The sequence below is a fragment of the Bradyrhizobium brasilense genome, from assembly GCF_029714345.1.
GTDB classification, from domain to species: domain Bacteria; phylum Pseudomonadota; class Alphaproteobacteria; order Rhizobiales; family Xanthobacteraceae; genus Bradyrhizobium; species Bradyrhizobium australafricanum.
Map to the genome: position 1 here is coordinate 5462844 of NZ_CP121669.1, position 15316 is coordinate 5478159.

Here is a 15316-nt window from a genome sequence, read left to right on the forward strand (position 1 = left end):
CTTTGCCATGGCATGCCACCGCGCCGGCGGCGCCAAAATGGCGTCCAAGGTCACCCCCGGGGGCTCGGGCCTTCTCCGGAACCGCATACGTACATCTTGTCGCGCGGCCGGCGGTCGCGCGGCGCCGCGTCGCGCGTCAAGGAGATCGCGTTCTGATATCCTCGACGTGAACGACAAGTTAGGATCGGTAAAGGACCGGAATGTCCTCGATCATTCCAGACACGATGCTGCGAAAGACTCCCTCTCTGGAGCCGTTCGGCATGCTGCTGTTGTTCGGCGCGCTGACCGCGCTGCCGATCGTCCTGACGCTCCGTCTGGTTGAGCCTGCACTCGTGCTGCCCGTGCTCAGCCTGTTGTTGTTCGTCCAGGCAGCCATTGCTGCAATTGCGGCGCGCGTGATCCACGTGCGCTCAACCGTGGCGAACCTCACGCTGTGGGATTTTGCCGGCGCGTTCACCTTCATGGGGTGCGCAGCGGCGATCCTCGGCGAACCGGATCAGGCGGCGCTGTTCTTCGAGGAAGAAGCAGCAATGCGTCCGGTGTCACGACCGTAATCCCAGGCCGGGCCCCTCTGGCAGCCACAAGCTGCGATGTCGGACTGGAACTCAGTTGGAGTGGCCCTGCTTCGACCCGTGACGCGGATAAGCGTCGCGGTGGATTTGCCGTCCGCATGACGGCAAGAGCCGGTTTCGTCGAAAGGGTCCGCTCCCCGACCTCAAGGGGAACATGACCCATGTCCGAACTATTTTCGCCCGAATTGTTTTCACTCGACGCCCTCAGCGCATTGCTGCAAGTCGTCGTCATCGACCTCGTGCTGGCCGGCGACAACGCCGTCGTGATCGGCCTTGCCGCGGCCGGCCTGCCGGAGAAACAGCGCGGCAAGGCGATCCTGATCGGCATCGGTGCCGCGACACTGCTGCGCATCATGTTCGCCCTGGTCACCACGCAGCTGATGCAGATCGTCGGCCTGCTGCTGGCCGGCGGCATCCTGCTGTTGTGGGTGTGCTGGAAGATGTGGCGCGAGTTGCGCGCCGACGCGCACGAGACCGTGGCCGAACATGCCGATGGCGCAAAGGGGCAGCGCAAGACGCTGTGGCAGGCCACCACGCAGATCATCGTTGCCGACGTCTCGATGTCGCTCGACAACGTGCTGGCGGTCGCGGGTGCGGCGCGCGAGCAGCCGATCGTGCTGGTGTTCGGCCTCGCGCTCTCGATCGCGATGATGGGCGCGGCGGCCTCCTTCATCGCGCGGCTGCTGCAGAACCACCGCTGGATCGCCTATGTCGGCCTCGCCGTGATCCTCTATGTCGCCATCGACATGACGGTTCGCGGGGCGAACGAGATCGCGAAGGTTGCGCCGGCCTGACACTGAAAGCAAAACGGCGGGCCCTTCGGCCCGCCGTTCTGCAAATCGACAGCGCGTGCTGCCTCAGTGGATTTCCGCCGAACGCTTCAGCGCATCCTTGAGCTTCTCGAGCGAAAAATCCTTGCTGCGCGCGATGTCCAGGATCGGGGTCTCGCGGCGGCCGCAGAGTTCGGCGGCCTCGGGCAGCTTCGCCGCGACCTCATAGGGGATCACGATGGCACCGTGGCTGTCGGCGTGGATCAGATCGTCGGAGCGCACCGTCATGCCGGCGACGCGGACCTCGCCGCCGAAGCTCTCCGCATGCACCCAGGCGTGCGACGGGCCGATCGAGCCGGCCAGCGCCTGGAAGCCCGGCGCCCATTGCGGGATGTCGCGGATCGAGCCGTCGGTGATGACGCCGAGGCAGCCGAGCGCCTTGTGCACGTTGCTCTGCACCTCGCCCCAGAATGCGCCGTAGCCGACGTCCGGACCATCGATGTCCTGGATGACAGAGATGCGCGGGCCGAAGCCGGTGCCGACATATTCGTAATATTCGATGCGGCGCTTCGACTGCTCCTCGGCCGAGAGGCCGGATTTCAGCACCGAGCGGATCGTCGTGGTGCGGGCGTAGCCGACCATCGGCGGCAGCGTCGGGAACGGGCAGACCAGCGGCTTCACGGTGTAGCCGATCAGACGGCGCTCCGGCGCGACGATCTCCATCGCGTTGCAGATCGTCGGCGTGTCATAGCGCGCCAACGCTTCAAGGACGGAAGCAGGAAGCGGGGCGGAAGCGGATGTCGTCACGGCGTTTCTCTCCTGATTTTTGGCGTTCGCTGGGCCGTCTCAGCCTATAGCCGAGATCGCAGGCGAACCCAACCGAGGCACGCTCATGGCTGATATTTGGGAAGGCGCAACCAGCTCTATCACCGTCACCCTGAGGAGGCCGCGCAGCTGCCGTCTCGAAGGGTCGACGGCCCCGCTGGTGGCCGTCCATCCTTCGAGGCTCGCTGCGCTCGCGCCTCAGGATGACGGGTTAGGCAAGTGCACCAGGTCGTCGCGGCCGGGCTGGTCCCTGGCATGACGGAGAAGATCGGCGCACTCAATGCAGATGCGTCGGACGATCGTCGCGGTCACTCTCCGCGACCGGCGCCGTATAGGGAGCAGCGGCCTGCGCCGCCACCGGCGCGCTTGCCGCTTGCGTCTGCGCCGCGAGCTGGCGCTCCTGGTCGCGGTAGGACTTCCAGCCCCAGGGCAGGCTGATCAGATAGAGCACCGAGCCCGCCGACAGGATGTGCCAAGGATAGCCGATCAGCAGCGCGACGAAGAACACCACCGACACGAACACCGGCAGCACCATTTCCGGCGGCACGCGCATCTTCACGGTCTTGCCGGAGAACACCGGCAGCCGCGACACCATCAGGAAGGCGATCAACAGCGTGTAGAACGCCGTCAGCGTCGCCGGCGGCATCGGCACGCCGAGGAAGGCGAGATAGATCGGCAGCAGCACGGTGATCGCACCGGCCGGCGCCGGCACGCCAGTGAAATAGTTGGCGGCGAAGGCCGGCTTGTTCGGATCGTCGATCGAGGCATTGAAGCGCGCAAGCCGCAGGCCGCCGGAGATCGCGAACACCATCGCGGCGATCCAGCCGCCATTGTTCAATTCATGCAGCTGCCAGAAATACAAGATCAGGCCCGGCGCGACGCCGAAATTGACGAAGTCGGCGAGGCTGTCGAGCTCGGCGCCGAATTTCGACTGGCCCTTGATCATGCGGGCGACGCGGCCGTCGATGCCGTCGAGGATCGCGGCAAACACGATCGCGGCAACCGCCAGCTCCATCCGCCCTTCCGTCGACAGCCGGATCGCGGTCAGCCCGGCGCAGATCGCCAGCAGCGTGATCATGTTCGGCACCAGCATCCGCACCGGGATCGGGCGGAACCGGCGGCGGCGATACTCGGTGGAATTCGGATCGAATGGCGTCATGGCCTGATGAATATAGCAAGCGCCGCCCGGCTCCGCCATTGCGGCGGGAACCGGCTGATGGGGCTGGCGAAACAGAGTTAATCGGCGCGGTAGGTCCGGCCCGGATCGGCGTTGCGGAAATCCGCCAGAATCGTCTCGCCGGCAACCGCGGTTTGCCCCTCGGAGACCAGCGCCTTGGTGCCCTCGGGCAGATAGACGTCGAGCCGAGAGCCGAAGCGGATCAGGCCGAAGCGCTCGCCGGCGCCGATCGACTGGCCCTCCTTGACGAAGCAGACGATGCGCCGCGCCACGAGGCCCGCGATCTGGACCACGCCAATGCGCCCGTTAGAGGTCGAGATCACGAGCGAATTGCGCTCATTGTCCTCGCTCGCCTTGTCGAGCTCGGCATTGATGAAGGCGCCGGGCCGGTAGGCGATGCGGTCGATGCGGCCGACCACCGGGCTGCGGTTCACATGGCAGTTGAACACGCTCATGAACACCGAGACCCGCGGCAGCGGCTTGTCGCCGAGCCCGAGCTCGGCCGGCGGCAGCGCCTGCACCACCATCGAGACGCGGCCGTCGGCCGGCGATACCACGATGCCGTCGCGCAGCGGCGTCACCCGGACCGGATCGCGGAAGAACAGCGCGCACCAGACGGTCAGCAGCGTCCCGATCCAGCCCAGCGGGGTCCAGATCCAGAACAGGATCAGGCTCGCCAGAGCGAAGCCGCCGATGAAGGGATAGCCCTCGGGGTGGATCGGCGGGATCTGCGCGCGGATGGAATTGGCGATCGACATCAGAGCTCGCTTGCGTTTCCCCGCCCCATTTGGCGGGAGAGGCCCTAAATCGACTATTCCGCGGCGGTCGGCAAGGGTTTCTCACCCGCATCAGGGGTGGAATCCTCCGACGATTCGGTGACCACCGGCGGCAGCCGATTCGGCGCGGTGCCGCCGTCATCGACCTGGGCGAGCCGTTCGCGGGCCTCCTCGGCCTCGCGTTGCCGGTTCCACATGCTGGCATAGAGGCCGTCGGCGGCCAAAAGCCGCGCGTGGGTGCCGCGCTCGGCGATCCGGCCCCGGTCCAGCACAATGATCTCGTCGGCGCCGATGATGGTCGACAGCCGATGCGCGATCACCAGCGAGGTACGGTTGCGCGAGACCCGCTCCAGCGCGCCCTGGATCTCGTGCTCGGTGTGGCTATCGAGCGCGGAGGTCGCCTCATCCAGCACCAGGATCGGCGGCGCCTTCAGCACCGTGCGCGCGATCGCAACGCGCTGCTTCTCGCCGCCGGAGAGTTTCAGACCGCGCTCGCCGACCTGCGTCTCATAGCCCTGCGGCGACATCCGGATGAAGCCGTCGATCTGCGCGAGGCGCGCCGCCTCCTCCACTTCGTCGTCGCCGGCATCCCAGCGACCATAGCGGATGTTGTAGCGGATGGTGTCGTTGAACAGCACGGTGTCCTGCGGCACCATGCCGATCGCCGAGCGCAGCGAGGCCTGCGTCACGGTCTTGATGTCCTGGCCGTCGATCAGGATGCGGCCGCTCGAGACGTCGTAGAGGCGGAACAGCAGCCGCGAGATCGTCGACTTGCCGGCGCCGGAGGGACCGACGATCGCAACCGTCTTGCCGGCCGGCACCTCGAAGCTCAGGCCCTTGAGGATCGGCCGGTCCGCCTCGTAGGCGAAGCGGACATCCTCGAACCGCACGCTGCCGGACGACACCGCGAGCGGCTTGGCTCCCGGAATGTCCCTCACCTCGGGATCGCGCGCCAGCACGTCGAACATCTTCTCGATGTCGATGATCGCCTGCTTGATCTCGCGATAGACCATGCCCATGAAGTTCAGCGGCTGGTAGAGCTGGATCATCATCGAATTGATCAGCACGAAATCGCCGACGGTGTGGGTGCCGTTGCGGATGCCGAACGCGCACATCAGCATGGTCGCGGTCAGCCCCGCGGTGAAGATGATCGCCTGCCCGGTGTTGAGCACCGCGAGCGAGGTGTAGGTCTTCACGCTGGCCTGCTCGTAGCGCTCCATCGAGCGATCGTAGCGCCGCGCCTCGCGCTCCTCGGCGCCGAAATATTTCACCGTCTCGTAGTTGAGCAGCGAGTCGATCGCCTTGGTGTTCGCCTCGGTGTCGGAATCGTTCATCCTGCGGCGGATCTCGATCCGCCACTCGGTCGCGATATAGGTGAAGTACATGAACACGACGACCGTGAGCAGCACCGCGAGCACGTAGCGCCAGTCGAACTGCCAGAGCAGCACCGCCGCCAGCAGCGCAACCTCGACGATGGTCGGGATCAGCTGCAGGATCACCATCCGCACGATGGTCTCGATGCCGGAGCGGCCGCGCTCCAGCACGCGGGTCAGGCCGCCGGTCTTGCGCTCGAGATGGAAGCGCAGCGACAGTTCGTGCATATGCACGAAGGTGATATAGGCGAGCCGCCGCACCGCATGCATCGCGACGCGGGCGAAGATGCCGTCGCGCCACTGCGTCAGCACCGCCATGATGATGCGCACCGCGCCGTAGCTGATCGTCATCAGCACCGGCGAGGCGATCAGCCATACCACCCAGTTCGAGGCCGCAACCGGCGCCGAGCCGGTGCCGTTCAGCGCATCGATCGCCCATTTGAAGGTGAACGGCACCGACAGCGTGGCAAGCTTGGCGAGCAGCAGCAGCACCACCGACCAGATCACGCGTGTCTTCAAATCGGCGCGATCGCCGGGCCAGATATAGGGCCAGAGATGAACGAGGGTGCCGAGCAGCGTCCCTTTCTCGGCGGCCGGCGGCGTGGCGGTGGGCTGTGCCGCGCCGGTCACACTCTGTTGCGGCGGCACCATCAGGCGCCCGCCCGCGCGGTCACAGCGCGGCGGTCCGCCGCCACATCTTTTCCACGGTTTGCCATTGTGCCCGTCATATAGATCGTTTGAACGCGGCGTACAGGCTTATGACGAAAATTGTTCGCGATTCGCGGGAATTTACGGGATTTTTCGGCTATCCATCCCCATATGGGAGTCTTGACCCTGTTTGCGCTGCAGTGCCACAAGGAACGTATGAACCAAATCAAGACTGTCTGTGTTTATTGCGGCTCCGGCCCCGGTAACAATCCCCGTTTCGTTGAAGCTGCCGTCGCACTCGGCAAGAGCTTTGCCGAAAGCAACGTTCGCCTGGTCTATGGCGGCGGCTCGATCGGCCTGATGGGCGCGGTCGCGAAATCCACGCTCGACCACGGCGGCTCCGTCACCGGCATCATTCCCGAATTCCTGCGCGCGCGCGAGAACGCGCTGACCTCGGTTCAGGAGATGATCGTCACGCCCGACATGCATGAGCGCAAGCGCCTGATGTTCGAGCGCTCGGATGCGTTCGTCGCGCTGCCCGGCGGCATCGGCACGCTCGAAGAGCTGGTCGAGCAATTGACCTGGCAGCAGCTCGGCCGTCACCACAAGCCGATCCTGCTCGCCAACATCGACAATTTCTGGGAGCCCCTGCTCTCGCTGCTCAACCACATGCGCATGACCGAGTTCATCCGCCCGACGCTGCCGATCAACGTGCTGATGGCCGATCGCGTCGATGAGATCCTGCCGCGGCTGCGTTCGGCGGTGGCACGCATGCCCGAGGCCGCGAAGGAACTCGCGCCCGAAGTGGCGCGGCGGCTGTAACTGTTCGCCGCACTTTCGGCTCCATGACCGTCATGCTGAGGAGGCCGCAGAGCGGCCGTCTCGAAGCACGACGGCCCCGCTGGTGGCCGTGCATCCTTCGAGACGCGCTACGCGCTCCTCAGGATGACGGGTCGAGACAAGTGCTAGCCTGAAATCCTTACTACTCGCTCGGAAACGTCACGGCCTCGATGCGGTTGCCGTCGGGATCGAGGACGAAGGCCGCATAGTAGCGCACGCGGTCGTGCGGGCGCAGGCCCGGAGGACCATCGGAGAGGCCGCCGGACGCCAGCGCGGCGGCGTGAAAGGCATCGACCTCCGCGGTGGTCTTCGCGCGCAGGCAGATATGGGTGCCGCTCCCATGCGGCACCTGCGCCATCGTGGCGCGCAGATTGATCCAGAATTCGGGATAGGCCTTGCCGAAGCCGATCGTCGCCGGCCGCGTGACGAGGCGGCTCAGGCCAAGCGCGGCCAGCGTCGGCTCGTAGAACCGCGCGGCGCGCTCGAGATCGCGGACGCCAACGGAGACGTGGTCGATCATGGGCCTCCTCCCGGACTTGTAGCCCGGATGAGCGAAGCGACATCCGGGGAAACCGATCGAGACGCCCCCGGATATCGCTTCGCTCATCCGGGCTACAGTCTCACGCCTGCGCGCCTGACTTCACCAGCTTGTAGAACACCGAATCCATCAGCGCCTGGAACGAGGCGTCGATGATGTTGGGCGAGACGCCGACCGTGGTCCAGCTCTCGCCGGTCTCGTCCTCGCTCTCGATCAAGACGCGCGTGACCGCCTCGGTGCCGCCATTGAGGATACGCACGCGGTAGTCGATCAGCTTCAGGCCATCGATATATTTCTGGTACTTGCCGAGGTCCTTGCGCAGCGCGACGTCGAGCGCGTTGACCGGGCCGTTGCCTTCGGCGGCCGAGATCAGCCGCTCGCCGTCGACATCGACCTTCACCACCGCGAGCGCCACGGTGACGCGCTGGCCGTTAGCGTTGTAGCGCTGCTCGACATTGACGTCGAACTGCTCGACCTTGAAATATTCCGGCACCTTGCCGAGCGTGCGGCGCGCCAAGAGATCGAACGACGCGTTGGCTGATTCATAGGCAAAGCCGGCGGCCTCGCGCTCCTTCAATTCCTCGACCAGCCGCGTCAGCCGCGGATCGCTCTTGTCATAGGCGATGCCGGCACGGTCGAGCTCGGCCATCACGTTGGAGCGGCCGGCCTGATCGGACACCAGCACCTTGCGGTGATTGCCGACGGAATCCGGCAGCACGTGCTCATAGGTCTGCGGATCCTTCATGACAGCCGAGGCATGGATGCCGGTCTTGGTGACGAATGCGCTCTCGCCGACATAGGCCGCATGACGGTTGGGCGCGCGGTTCAGCATGTCGTCGAGCGTGCGCGATACCTTCACCAGCGTCGCCAGCTTCTCCGTGGTGACGCCGATCTCGAACTTGTCGGCAAACTCCTGCTTCAGCTTCAAGGTCGGGATCAGTGAGCAGAGGTTGGCGTTGCCGCAGCGCTCGCCGAGGCCGTTGAGCGTGCCCTGGATCTGCCGCGCGCCGGCCCGCACCGCGGCGAGCGAATTCGCCACCGCCTGCTCGGTGTCGTTATGGGCGTGGATGCCGAGATGGGCGCCGGGCACCTGCTTGATGACTTCGCCGACGATGGTCTCGATCTCATGCGGCATGGTGCCGCCATTGGTGTCGCACAGCACCACCCAGCGGGCGCCGGCCTGATAGGCCGCCTTGGCGCAGGCGAGCGCGTAGTCGCGGTTCTCCTTGTAGCCGTCGAAGAAATGCTCGCAGTCGACCATCACCTCGCGGCCGAGCGCCTTCGCGGCCGCGACGCTATCGCGGATCGAGGCGAGGTTCTCCTCATTCGTGGTCTCGAGCGCGACGCGGACCTGGTAGGCGGAGGATTTCGCGACGAAGCAGATCGCGTCCGCCTTGGCCTCGAGGATGCCGGCAAGCCCGGGATCGTTCGACGCCGAGCGGCCCGGCCGCCGCGTCATGCCGAAGGCGGTGAAGCGTGCGTGGTCGAACGCAGGCTTCTTGCTGAAGAACTCGGTGTCGGTCGGATTGGCGCCGGGATAGCCGCCCTCGACATAGTCGATGCCGAGCGCGTCGAGCATGCCTGATATCACCTGCTTGTCCTGCAGGGTGAAGTCGACGCCATTGGTCTGCGCGCCGTCGCGCAGCGTGGTGTCGAACAGATAGAGGCGCTCGCGGCTCACGCGTGGCCTCCCGGGGTCGCGACACCATCGAGCTGCTTCTGCATCGTGGTGTTGGCGAGCCACTCGTCGTTGATGGTGACAGAGTTGCGCTGCTGAGCGACGTAGCCGCGCTTGCGGAAGAATTCCAGCGCGGTGTCGCTGGCATCGACCTTCAGGGTCTTGGTGCCGCGGGCGCTCGCGATTTTCTCCAGCGCATCGCACAGCGCGCTGCCGACACCCTGCCCGACCGCGCTCGGATGCACATAGAGCATGTCGATGAGATCGGCGCCCTTCAGCGAAGCGAAACCGACCGGCGCGCCCTGCAAGGTCGCGATCAGCGTGAGCTGGCCGGCGAGCTTCTTGCCGAAAGCCTGCTCGTCGTCGGCGGCCATCGCCCAGGCTTCCTGCTGCGCCTCGCTGTAGTCGTCGCCGGTCAGGTCCATGATCGAGGCCGCGAAGATCGCCGCCAGAAGCGGCGCGTCGTCGGGCAGATACGGGCGCAAGGCGGGCGCGGAGCGGCTCATCGCGCGACCTCCCAGGTGGTGATCGGCTTTCCTTCGGCATCCTTTCCGTCCTTGATCGCCACGCCCATCGCGGCGAGCTGATCACGGATCCGATCGGATTCCTTGAAGTCCTTGCGGGCCCGCGCCGCAGTGCGCTCGGCGATCAGTGCTTCCACCGCGGCGGCATCGACACCGCTCGCCTGCTGCTTGCGGGCCTCCCACGCGGCCGCGCTCTCCGACAGGAAGCCGAGCAGCCGGAGCGAGCCGGCAAACTCCCTGCGGCTCTGCTCGCTGCTCGACGCAGCGCCGCGCAGGCCGTGCAGCACTGCCATCGCCTGCGCCGTGTTGAGGTCGTCGTAGAGCGCCTCGACCATCGCTGGCGACGGCGCGCCGGGCTCGGCGTCGGCCGCGACCGCGTACCAGTCGTCGAGTGTCTTCGCGGCCTCCTCGGTGGCCTTGGCGGTCCAGTCGAGCGGCGAACGATAATGCGTCTTCAGCATGGCAAGCCGCAGCACCTCGCCGGGCCAATCGGCCAAGAGATCGCGGATCGTGAAGAAGTTGCCGAGCGACTTCGACATCTTCTCGCTTTCGATCTGCAGGAAGCCGTTGTGCATCCAGACATTGGCCATGCGGTCGGAGTGGAACGCGCAGCAGGTCTGGGCGAGCTCGTTCTCATGGTGCGGGAACACCAGGTCGATGCCGCCGCCATGGATGTCGAACCTCTCGCCGAGATGCTTCCAGGCCATTGCCGAGCACTCGATGTGCCAGCCGGGCCGGCCCTCGACCCCGATGCCGGCGGGCGACGGCCATGACGGCTCGCCCGGCTTCGACGGCTTCCACAGCACGAAGTCGGTGTTGTCGCGCTTGTAGGGTGCGACATCGACCCGGGCGCCGGCGATCATCTCGTCGAGCGAACGCTTCGACAGCGCGCCGTAACGCGGCAGCATCGAATTGGCCGCGTTCATCGCCTGCGGCGAGAACAGCACGTGATCCTCGGCGACATAGGCAAAGCCACCGGCGACCAGCTTCTCGATGATTGCGCGCATCTCCGGGATATGCTCGGTGGCGCGCGGCTGCACGGTCGGCGGCAAGCAGCCGAGCGCGGTGACGTCGTCCTGATACTGCTGATAGGTCTGCTCGGTGACCTTGCGGATCGCCTCGTTCAGCGGCACGCCGGGATAATCCCGCGCGGCGCGGACATTGATCTTGTCGTCGACGTCGGTGATGTTGCGGACATAGGTCACGTGGTCAGCGCCATAGCGATGGCGCAGCAGGCGAAACAGCACGTCGAAAACGATGGCGGCGCGGCCGTTGCCGATATGGGCGAAGTCGTAGACCGTCGGTCCGCAGGCGTACATGCGGACGTTGTCGGCATCGAGCGGCACAAACGGCCGCTTCTCCCGTGTCAACGTATCGTAGAGGCGCAAATCCATGGAAACCGTTCCCTTGCGGCCGGGCGGTCCAATGCTCTCATGTGTTGAGAAAAGACGGCCTCAGCCAGCGAATCGCTAGCTCATAATCTCGCGGCAAATGCTGCAGATGGCGAGGTGGCCGTTCATGGTTCCACCATGTCTCATGGCCCCATTATTGCGTCAAGGGGCTGTTTTCGGGCGGTTTGACACCCGCCCCGCACCGAAAGCACGTCAACGCCCTCATGGTTAATCATTATTAAGGATTTGGGCGTATCCGGTCGCTTGCGGATTCCCTGCCATTTTCACTGGTGCACCATGCGGCCTGTTTCAGCATTGATTGCCTGCACGCTCTTTCTTGCTCCGTCCTTCCTTGTTTCCTCGGCCGCGCTGGCCGACAGCCGCGTCTTCATCGTCGCCAACCAGGCGGACGGCTACGGCATCGACCAGTGCCTCGCCCGCGGCGACCGCTGCGGTGCCTCCGCCGCCCGCGCCTACTGCCGCTCACGCGATTTTGTGCAGGCCACCAATTACCGCCGCGTCGATCCCGACGAGATCACCGGCGCGGTTCCGCACGCCGCGAATGAAAAATGCAACGGCAACAGCTGTGGTGAATTCGTCGCCATCACCTGCCAGCGCTGAGCCAAGCCGCTGGCCAGACGGGGTTATTGCCACACCGGCGCCCCGGAAACGACGTGACGCTGCCCCGAGAAACGGCTATTGCAGCGGCCTTGCCGCGCGCTTTGGCGTTGATCGCCGCGCGGCGTCGTTTTAATGGCCGGATATGCCCAATAGCTCCCGTTCTCGCTTCTCCCGCTGGTTTCTGAGTTGCGCCGTGCTGGCCGGTATGTCCCTGCCCGCCATGCATGCCTTGGCGCAAGTGCCGCCCGGCCCGCCCGGTCCGGCTCCGCAAGCCGCGCCACAGCCCAATCCGCAGGCCAATCCGATGTGCGGCCGGCTCGAAGGCCAGCTGGCGGCGATCGACCGCGGCGGCGGCTCCGGCGACCCGGCCAAGGACGAGCAGATCCGCCGCTATCAGGACGCGGCAACCCGGCAGCAGGGTGAGCTCGATCGCGTGACGGCGCAGGCCCGGCGCATGGGCTGCGACAGCTCCGGGTTCTTCTCGCTCTTCAATAACAATTCGGCGCAGTGCGGTCCGGTCAACACCCAGATCCAGCAGATGCGCGCCAATCTCGACCAGATCACCGCCAATCTCGAGCGGCTGCGTTCCGGCGGGCTCGGCGGCGCCGACCGCGAGAACCAGCGTCGCTCGGTCCTGACCGCGCTGGCGCAGAATAATTGCGGCCCGCAATATGCCGCGGCCGCGCGTGGCCCCGGCAACTTCCTCGAGAACCTGTTCGGCGGCGGTGGTGGCGGCAATCCCAACAATCCGCTGCCCCCGCCTGACGCGCAGTATGGCGCCCAGTCCGGCACCTTCCGCACCGTCTGCGTCCGCACCTGCGACGGCGCCTATTTCCCGATCTCGTTCGCGACGGTGCAGGCGCGCTTCGCCGCCGACGAGCAGATCTGCAAGGCGCAGTGCCCTGCCGCGGATGCCAGCCTGTTCACCTACCGAAATCCCGGCGAGGACATCAACCAGGCGGTCTCGATCAGCGGCGTGTCCTACTCGTCGCTGCCGAACGCCTTCAAGTACCGCACCGAGTTCAATCCGTCCTGCTCGTGCAAGCCGGCCGGCCAGAGCTGGGCCGAGGCGCTGAAGGCGGTCGACGACAAGGCGTCCGCCGAGCAGCAGGGTGACATCATCGTCACCGAGGAGAGCGCGCGGAAGATGCAGCAGCGCGCCCAGACCAAGGCCGCCGCCGGCAAGAAGGGCGCGCCCGCAGCCGCAGCTCAACAGCAGCCCGCCGCCGCTGACGCCGCGGCACCGGCCGCGCCGGCGAGCGACGGCCAGATCCGCACCGTCGGCCCGACCTTCATTCCCAAGCGGTAAAGAAGAGTTCAGCCCTCGAACGCTTCCGCCGACGCGCGCGAGGTGCGCGCCACCAGCGTCTCGTCGGGCGCCGGCAGCGCCTTGCCGAAATCGCGGAAGCGGTTGGTGATGGGATAGCGGCGGTCGCGGCCGAAATTCTTCCGCGTCACCTTCACCCCCGGCGCCGCCTGCCGCCGCTTGTATTCGGCGATGTTGAGCAGGCGATCGACCCGGGCCACCACGTCGCGGTCGAAGCCGGCTTCGATGATGGTCGCCAGCGGCTCTTCGCGCTCCACCAGCCGTTCGAGGATCGCGTCCAGCACCTCGTAGGGCGGCAGCGAATCCTGGTCGGTCTGGTTCTCGCGCAACTCGGCGGTCGGCGGCCGGATGATGATGTTGACCGGGATCACCTCGCCTGACGGGCCGAGTGCGCCGTCCGGCTTCCAGCCATTGCGCAGGCTCGACAGGCGGAACACCTCGGTCTTGTAGATGTCCTTGATCGGATTGAAGCCGCCGTTCATGTCGCCGTACAGCGTGGCATAGCCGACCGACATCTCCGACTTGTTGCCGGTGGTCACCACCATGGCGCCGGTCTTGTTGGAGATCGCCATCAACAGCGTGCCGCGGGCGCGCGCCTGCAAATTCTCCTCGGTGATGTCGCGGTCCAGCCCCTTGAACACCGGCGCCAGAATCGTCTCGAAGCCGTTCACGGCATCGGCGATCGGCAGGATCTCGTAGCGGATGCCGAGCGCCGCGGCGAGCTTGGCGGCATCGTCGAGCGACACCTGCGCGGTGTAGCGGAACGGCAGCATCACGCCGCGCACCTTGTCGGCGCCGAGCGCATCGACCGCGATCGCCGCGCACAGCGCCGAGTCGATGCCGCCGGAGACGCCGAGCAGCACGCCGGGAAAACCGTTCTTGCGGACATAGTCGCGCAGACCGAGCACGCAGGCCGCGTAATCGGCCTTGTCGCCCTCGAGCTGCGCCGTGATCGGCCCGTTGCAGCGCCAGCCGTCGGCGGTCTTGCGCCAGATCAGCGTCGTGATGTTCTCCTCGAACGCCGGAAGCTGCGCCGCGACGGAAAGATCGGCATTCAGCGCGAACGAGGCGCCGTCGAAGATCAGTTCGTCCTGGCCGCCGACCTCGTTGAGATAGACCAGCGGCAGCCCGCTCTCAGTGACGCGCGCGACGACGATCGACAGCCTGAGGTCGGCCTTGTCGCGGGCATAGGGCGAGCCGTTCGGCACCACGAGAATCTCGGCGCCGGTCTCGGCGAGACATTCGACGACGTTCTCGTATTCTTCGGACTCCTCGAGCCAGATGTCCTCGCAGATCGGCACGCCGATACGCACGCCGCGCACCGTCACCGGGCCCGGCGCCGGGCCGCGCGCGAACAGCCGCTTCTCGTCGAACACGCCGTAATTCGGCAGATTGGCCTTGAAGCGCAGCGCGGCGATGCGGCCGCCGTCGAGCAGCGCGCAGGCATTGTAGAGCTTGCCGTCCTCGACCCACGGCGTGCCGATCAGCATCGCTGGGCCACCATCCCTGGTCTCGCGCGCCAGTTCCTCGATCGCGGCGCGGCAGGCCGACTGGAACGCCGGCTTGAGCACCAGATCCTCCGGCGGGTAGCCGGCGATGAACAGTTCCGACAGCACCACGAGGTCGGCGCCGTCGGCCTTGGCTTTCTCGCGCGCGGCGCGCGCCCTCGCGGCGTTGCCGGTGACGTCACCGACCGTCGGATTGAGTTGCGCCAGGCTAATCTTGATCTGTTGTTCGCTCATACGCTTAAGTTGTCCTGCACAACAGCAAACTTCAATCACCTTCCGGTCATGGTGCGATTGCAGAAATCGCACCATGACCGGCGGGAGCTTCTTTTGAGCATGATCTGATCGGAAAACCGGTTCCCACGTTTCCGGATCATGCTCGGGAATCAGAACGCGCCCATGCGTTCGGCGAGGGCGAACAGCCAGAACAGGCCGGCCATGACGAGTGCGACGCCGACCGCGGCCGAGCCCATGTCCTTGACCCGCCCGATTTGCGGATCGTGATCCATGGTCAGCCGATCGGCGAGTTTCTCGATCGCGGTGTTGAGCAGCTCGATGACGAGCACCAGCACCACGGTCGCGACCAATTCGACCCGGCGCATCACGGTGGCGCCGACCAGCCAGGCCAGCGGCAGCGACAGCGCCAGCGCCACCACCTCCTCGCGAATCGCCTGCTCCGAGCGAATGGCGAATGCCAGCCCGTTGCGCGAGTTGATGGTGGCTCGCCAGAACCTCAGCAAGTCACGCCCCC

General features: G+C 66.0%; 15 protein-coding genes. 5 read left to right on the forward strand and 10 right to left on the reverse strand.

The genetic code is table 11. The features are described 5' to 3' along the window. The first annotated feature begins 200 nt into the window (after positions 1–200). Positions 201–554, forward strand: a complete 354-nt coding sequence (locus tag QA635_RS25795) for a hypothetical protein (RefSeq protein WP_092085604.1) — start codon at positions 201–203, stop codon at positions 552–554. A gap of 179 nt (positions 555–733) precedes the next feature. Continuing rightward, positions 734–1366, forward strand: coding sequence for a TerC family protein (locus tag QA635_RS25800; RefSeq protein ID WP_283062111.1), 633 nt, complete (start codon positions 734–736; stop codon positions 1364–1366). Between the two features lie 63 nt (positions 1367–1429). Here the strand turns inward: QA635_RS25800 and QA635_RS25805 are convergent, their stop codons facing one another. The 4 genes from QA635_RS25805 to QA635_RS25820 form a co-directional block, all read right to left on the reverse strand. Further along, positions 1430–2149 (reverse strand): RraA family protein, encoded by a 720-nt coding sequence (locus QA635_RS25805; RefSeq protein WP_028344569.1) that lies wholly within the window; start codon positions 2147–2149, stop codon positions 1430–1432. A gap of 295 nt (positions 2150–2444) precedes the next feature. Next, positions 2445–3326 (reverse strand): CDP-diacylglycerol--serine O-phosphatidyltransferase, encoded by an 882-nt coding sequence (pssA, locus tag QA635_RS25810; protein ID WP_283062114.1) that lies wholly within the window; start codon positions 3324–3326, stop codon positions 2445–2447. Between the two features lie 77 nt (positions 3327–3403). Next, positions 3404–4102 (reverse strand): phosphatidylserine decarboxylase, encoded by a 699-nt coding sequence (locus QA635_RS25815; protein WP_016846296.1) that lies wholly within the window; start codon positions 4100–4102, stop codon positions 3404–3406. Positions 4103–4155: 53 nt separating this feature from the next. Further along, positions 4156–6144: an ABCB family ABC transporter ATP-binding protein/permease gene (locus QA635_RS25820; protein WP_283062117.1), complete on the reverse strand. Its 1989-nt coding sequence runs from the start codon at positions 6142–6144 to the stop codon at positions 4156–4158. Positions 6145–6357: 213 nt separating this feature from the next. Here QA635_RS25820 and QA635_RS25825 point away from each other — a divergent pair, with 213 nt between their 5' ends. Continuing rightward, the gene (locus QA635_RS25825) at positions 6358–6963 is read left to right on the forward strand and encodes an LOG family protein (RefSeq protein WP_092085612.1); all 606 of its coding nucleotides are present in this window, start codon (positions 6358–6360) and stop codon (positions 6961–6963) included. A gap of 160 nt (positions 6964–7123) precedes the next feature. Here QA635_RS25825 and QA635_RS25830 read toward each other — a convergent pair whose 3' ends face one another. The 4 genes from QA635_RS25830 to cysS form a co-directional block, all read right to left on the reverse strand. Beyond that, positions 7124–7501: a VOC family protein gene (locus tag QA635_RS25830; protein ID WP_283062120.1), complete on the reverse strand. Its 378-nt coding sequence runs from the start codon at positions 7499–7501 to the stop codon at positions 7124–7126. Between the two features lie 100 nt (positions 7502–7601). Continuing rightward, positions 7602–9200, reverse strand: coding sequence for a citramalate synthase (gene cimA, locus QA635_RS25835; RefSeq protein ID WP_283062121.1), 1599 nt, complete (start codon positions 9198–9200; stop codon positions 7602–7604). After that, complete coding sequence (locus tag QA635_RS25840) at positions 9197–9703, reverse strand: GNAT family N-acetyltransferase (protein ID WP_168859235.1); 507 nt, start codon at positions 9701–9703, stop codon at positions 9197–9199. The genes cimA and QA635_RS25840 overlap by 4 nt, the downstream gene beginning before the upstream one ends. Further along, positions 9700–11115, reverse strand: coding sequence for a cysteine--tRNA ligase (gene cysS, locus QA635_RS25845; protein WP_283062123.1), 1416 nt, complete (start codon positions 11113–11115; stop codon positions 9700–9702). The genes QA635_RS25840 and cysS overlap by 4 nt, the downstream gene beginning before the upstream one ends. A gap of 294 nt (positions 11116–11409) precedes the next feature. Here cysS and QA635_RS25850 point away from each other — a divergent pair, with 294 nt between their 5' ends. Then, positions 11410–11733, forward strand: coding sequence for a hypothetical protein (locus QA635_RS25850; protein WP_283062125.1), 324 nt, complete (start codon positions 11410–11412; stop codon positions 11731–11733). 142 nt (positions 11734–11875) lie between these two features. Beyond that, a complete protein-coding gene (locus tag QA635_RS25855) occupies positions 11876–13042 on the forward strand; it encodes a DUF2865 domain-containing protein (protein WP_425249051.1) in 1167 nt (388 codons plus the stop codon). A gap of 8 nt (positions 13043–13050) precedes the next feature. On the opposite strand, the gene QA635_RS25860 is transcribed toward QA635_RS25855, so the two are convergent. Continuing rightward, positions 13051–14802, reverse strand: coding sequence for an NAD+ synthase (locus QA635_RS25860; RefSeq protein ID WP_283062129.1), 1752 nt, complete (start codon positions 14800–14802; stop codon positions 13051–13053). A 149-nt stretch (positions 14803–14951) separates the two neighbouring features. After that, positions 14952–15305, reverse strand: a complete 354-nt coding sequence (locus QA635_RS25865) for a diacylglycerol kinase (protein ID WP_028334253.1) — start codon at positions 15303–15305, stop codon at positions 14952–14954. Positions 15306–15316 lie beyond the last annotated feature (11 nt).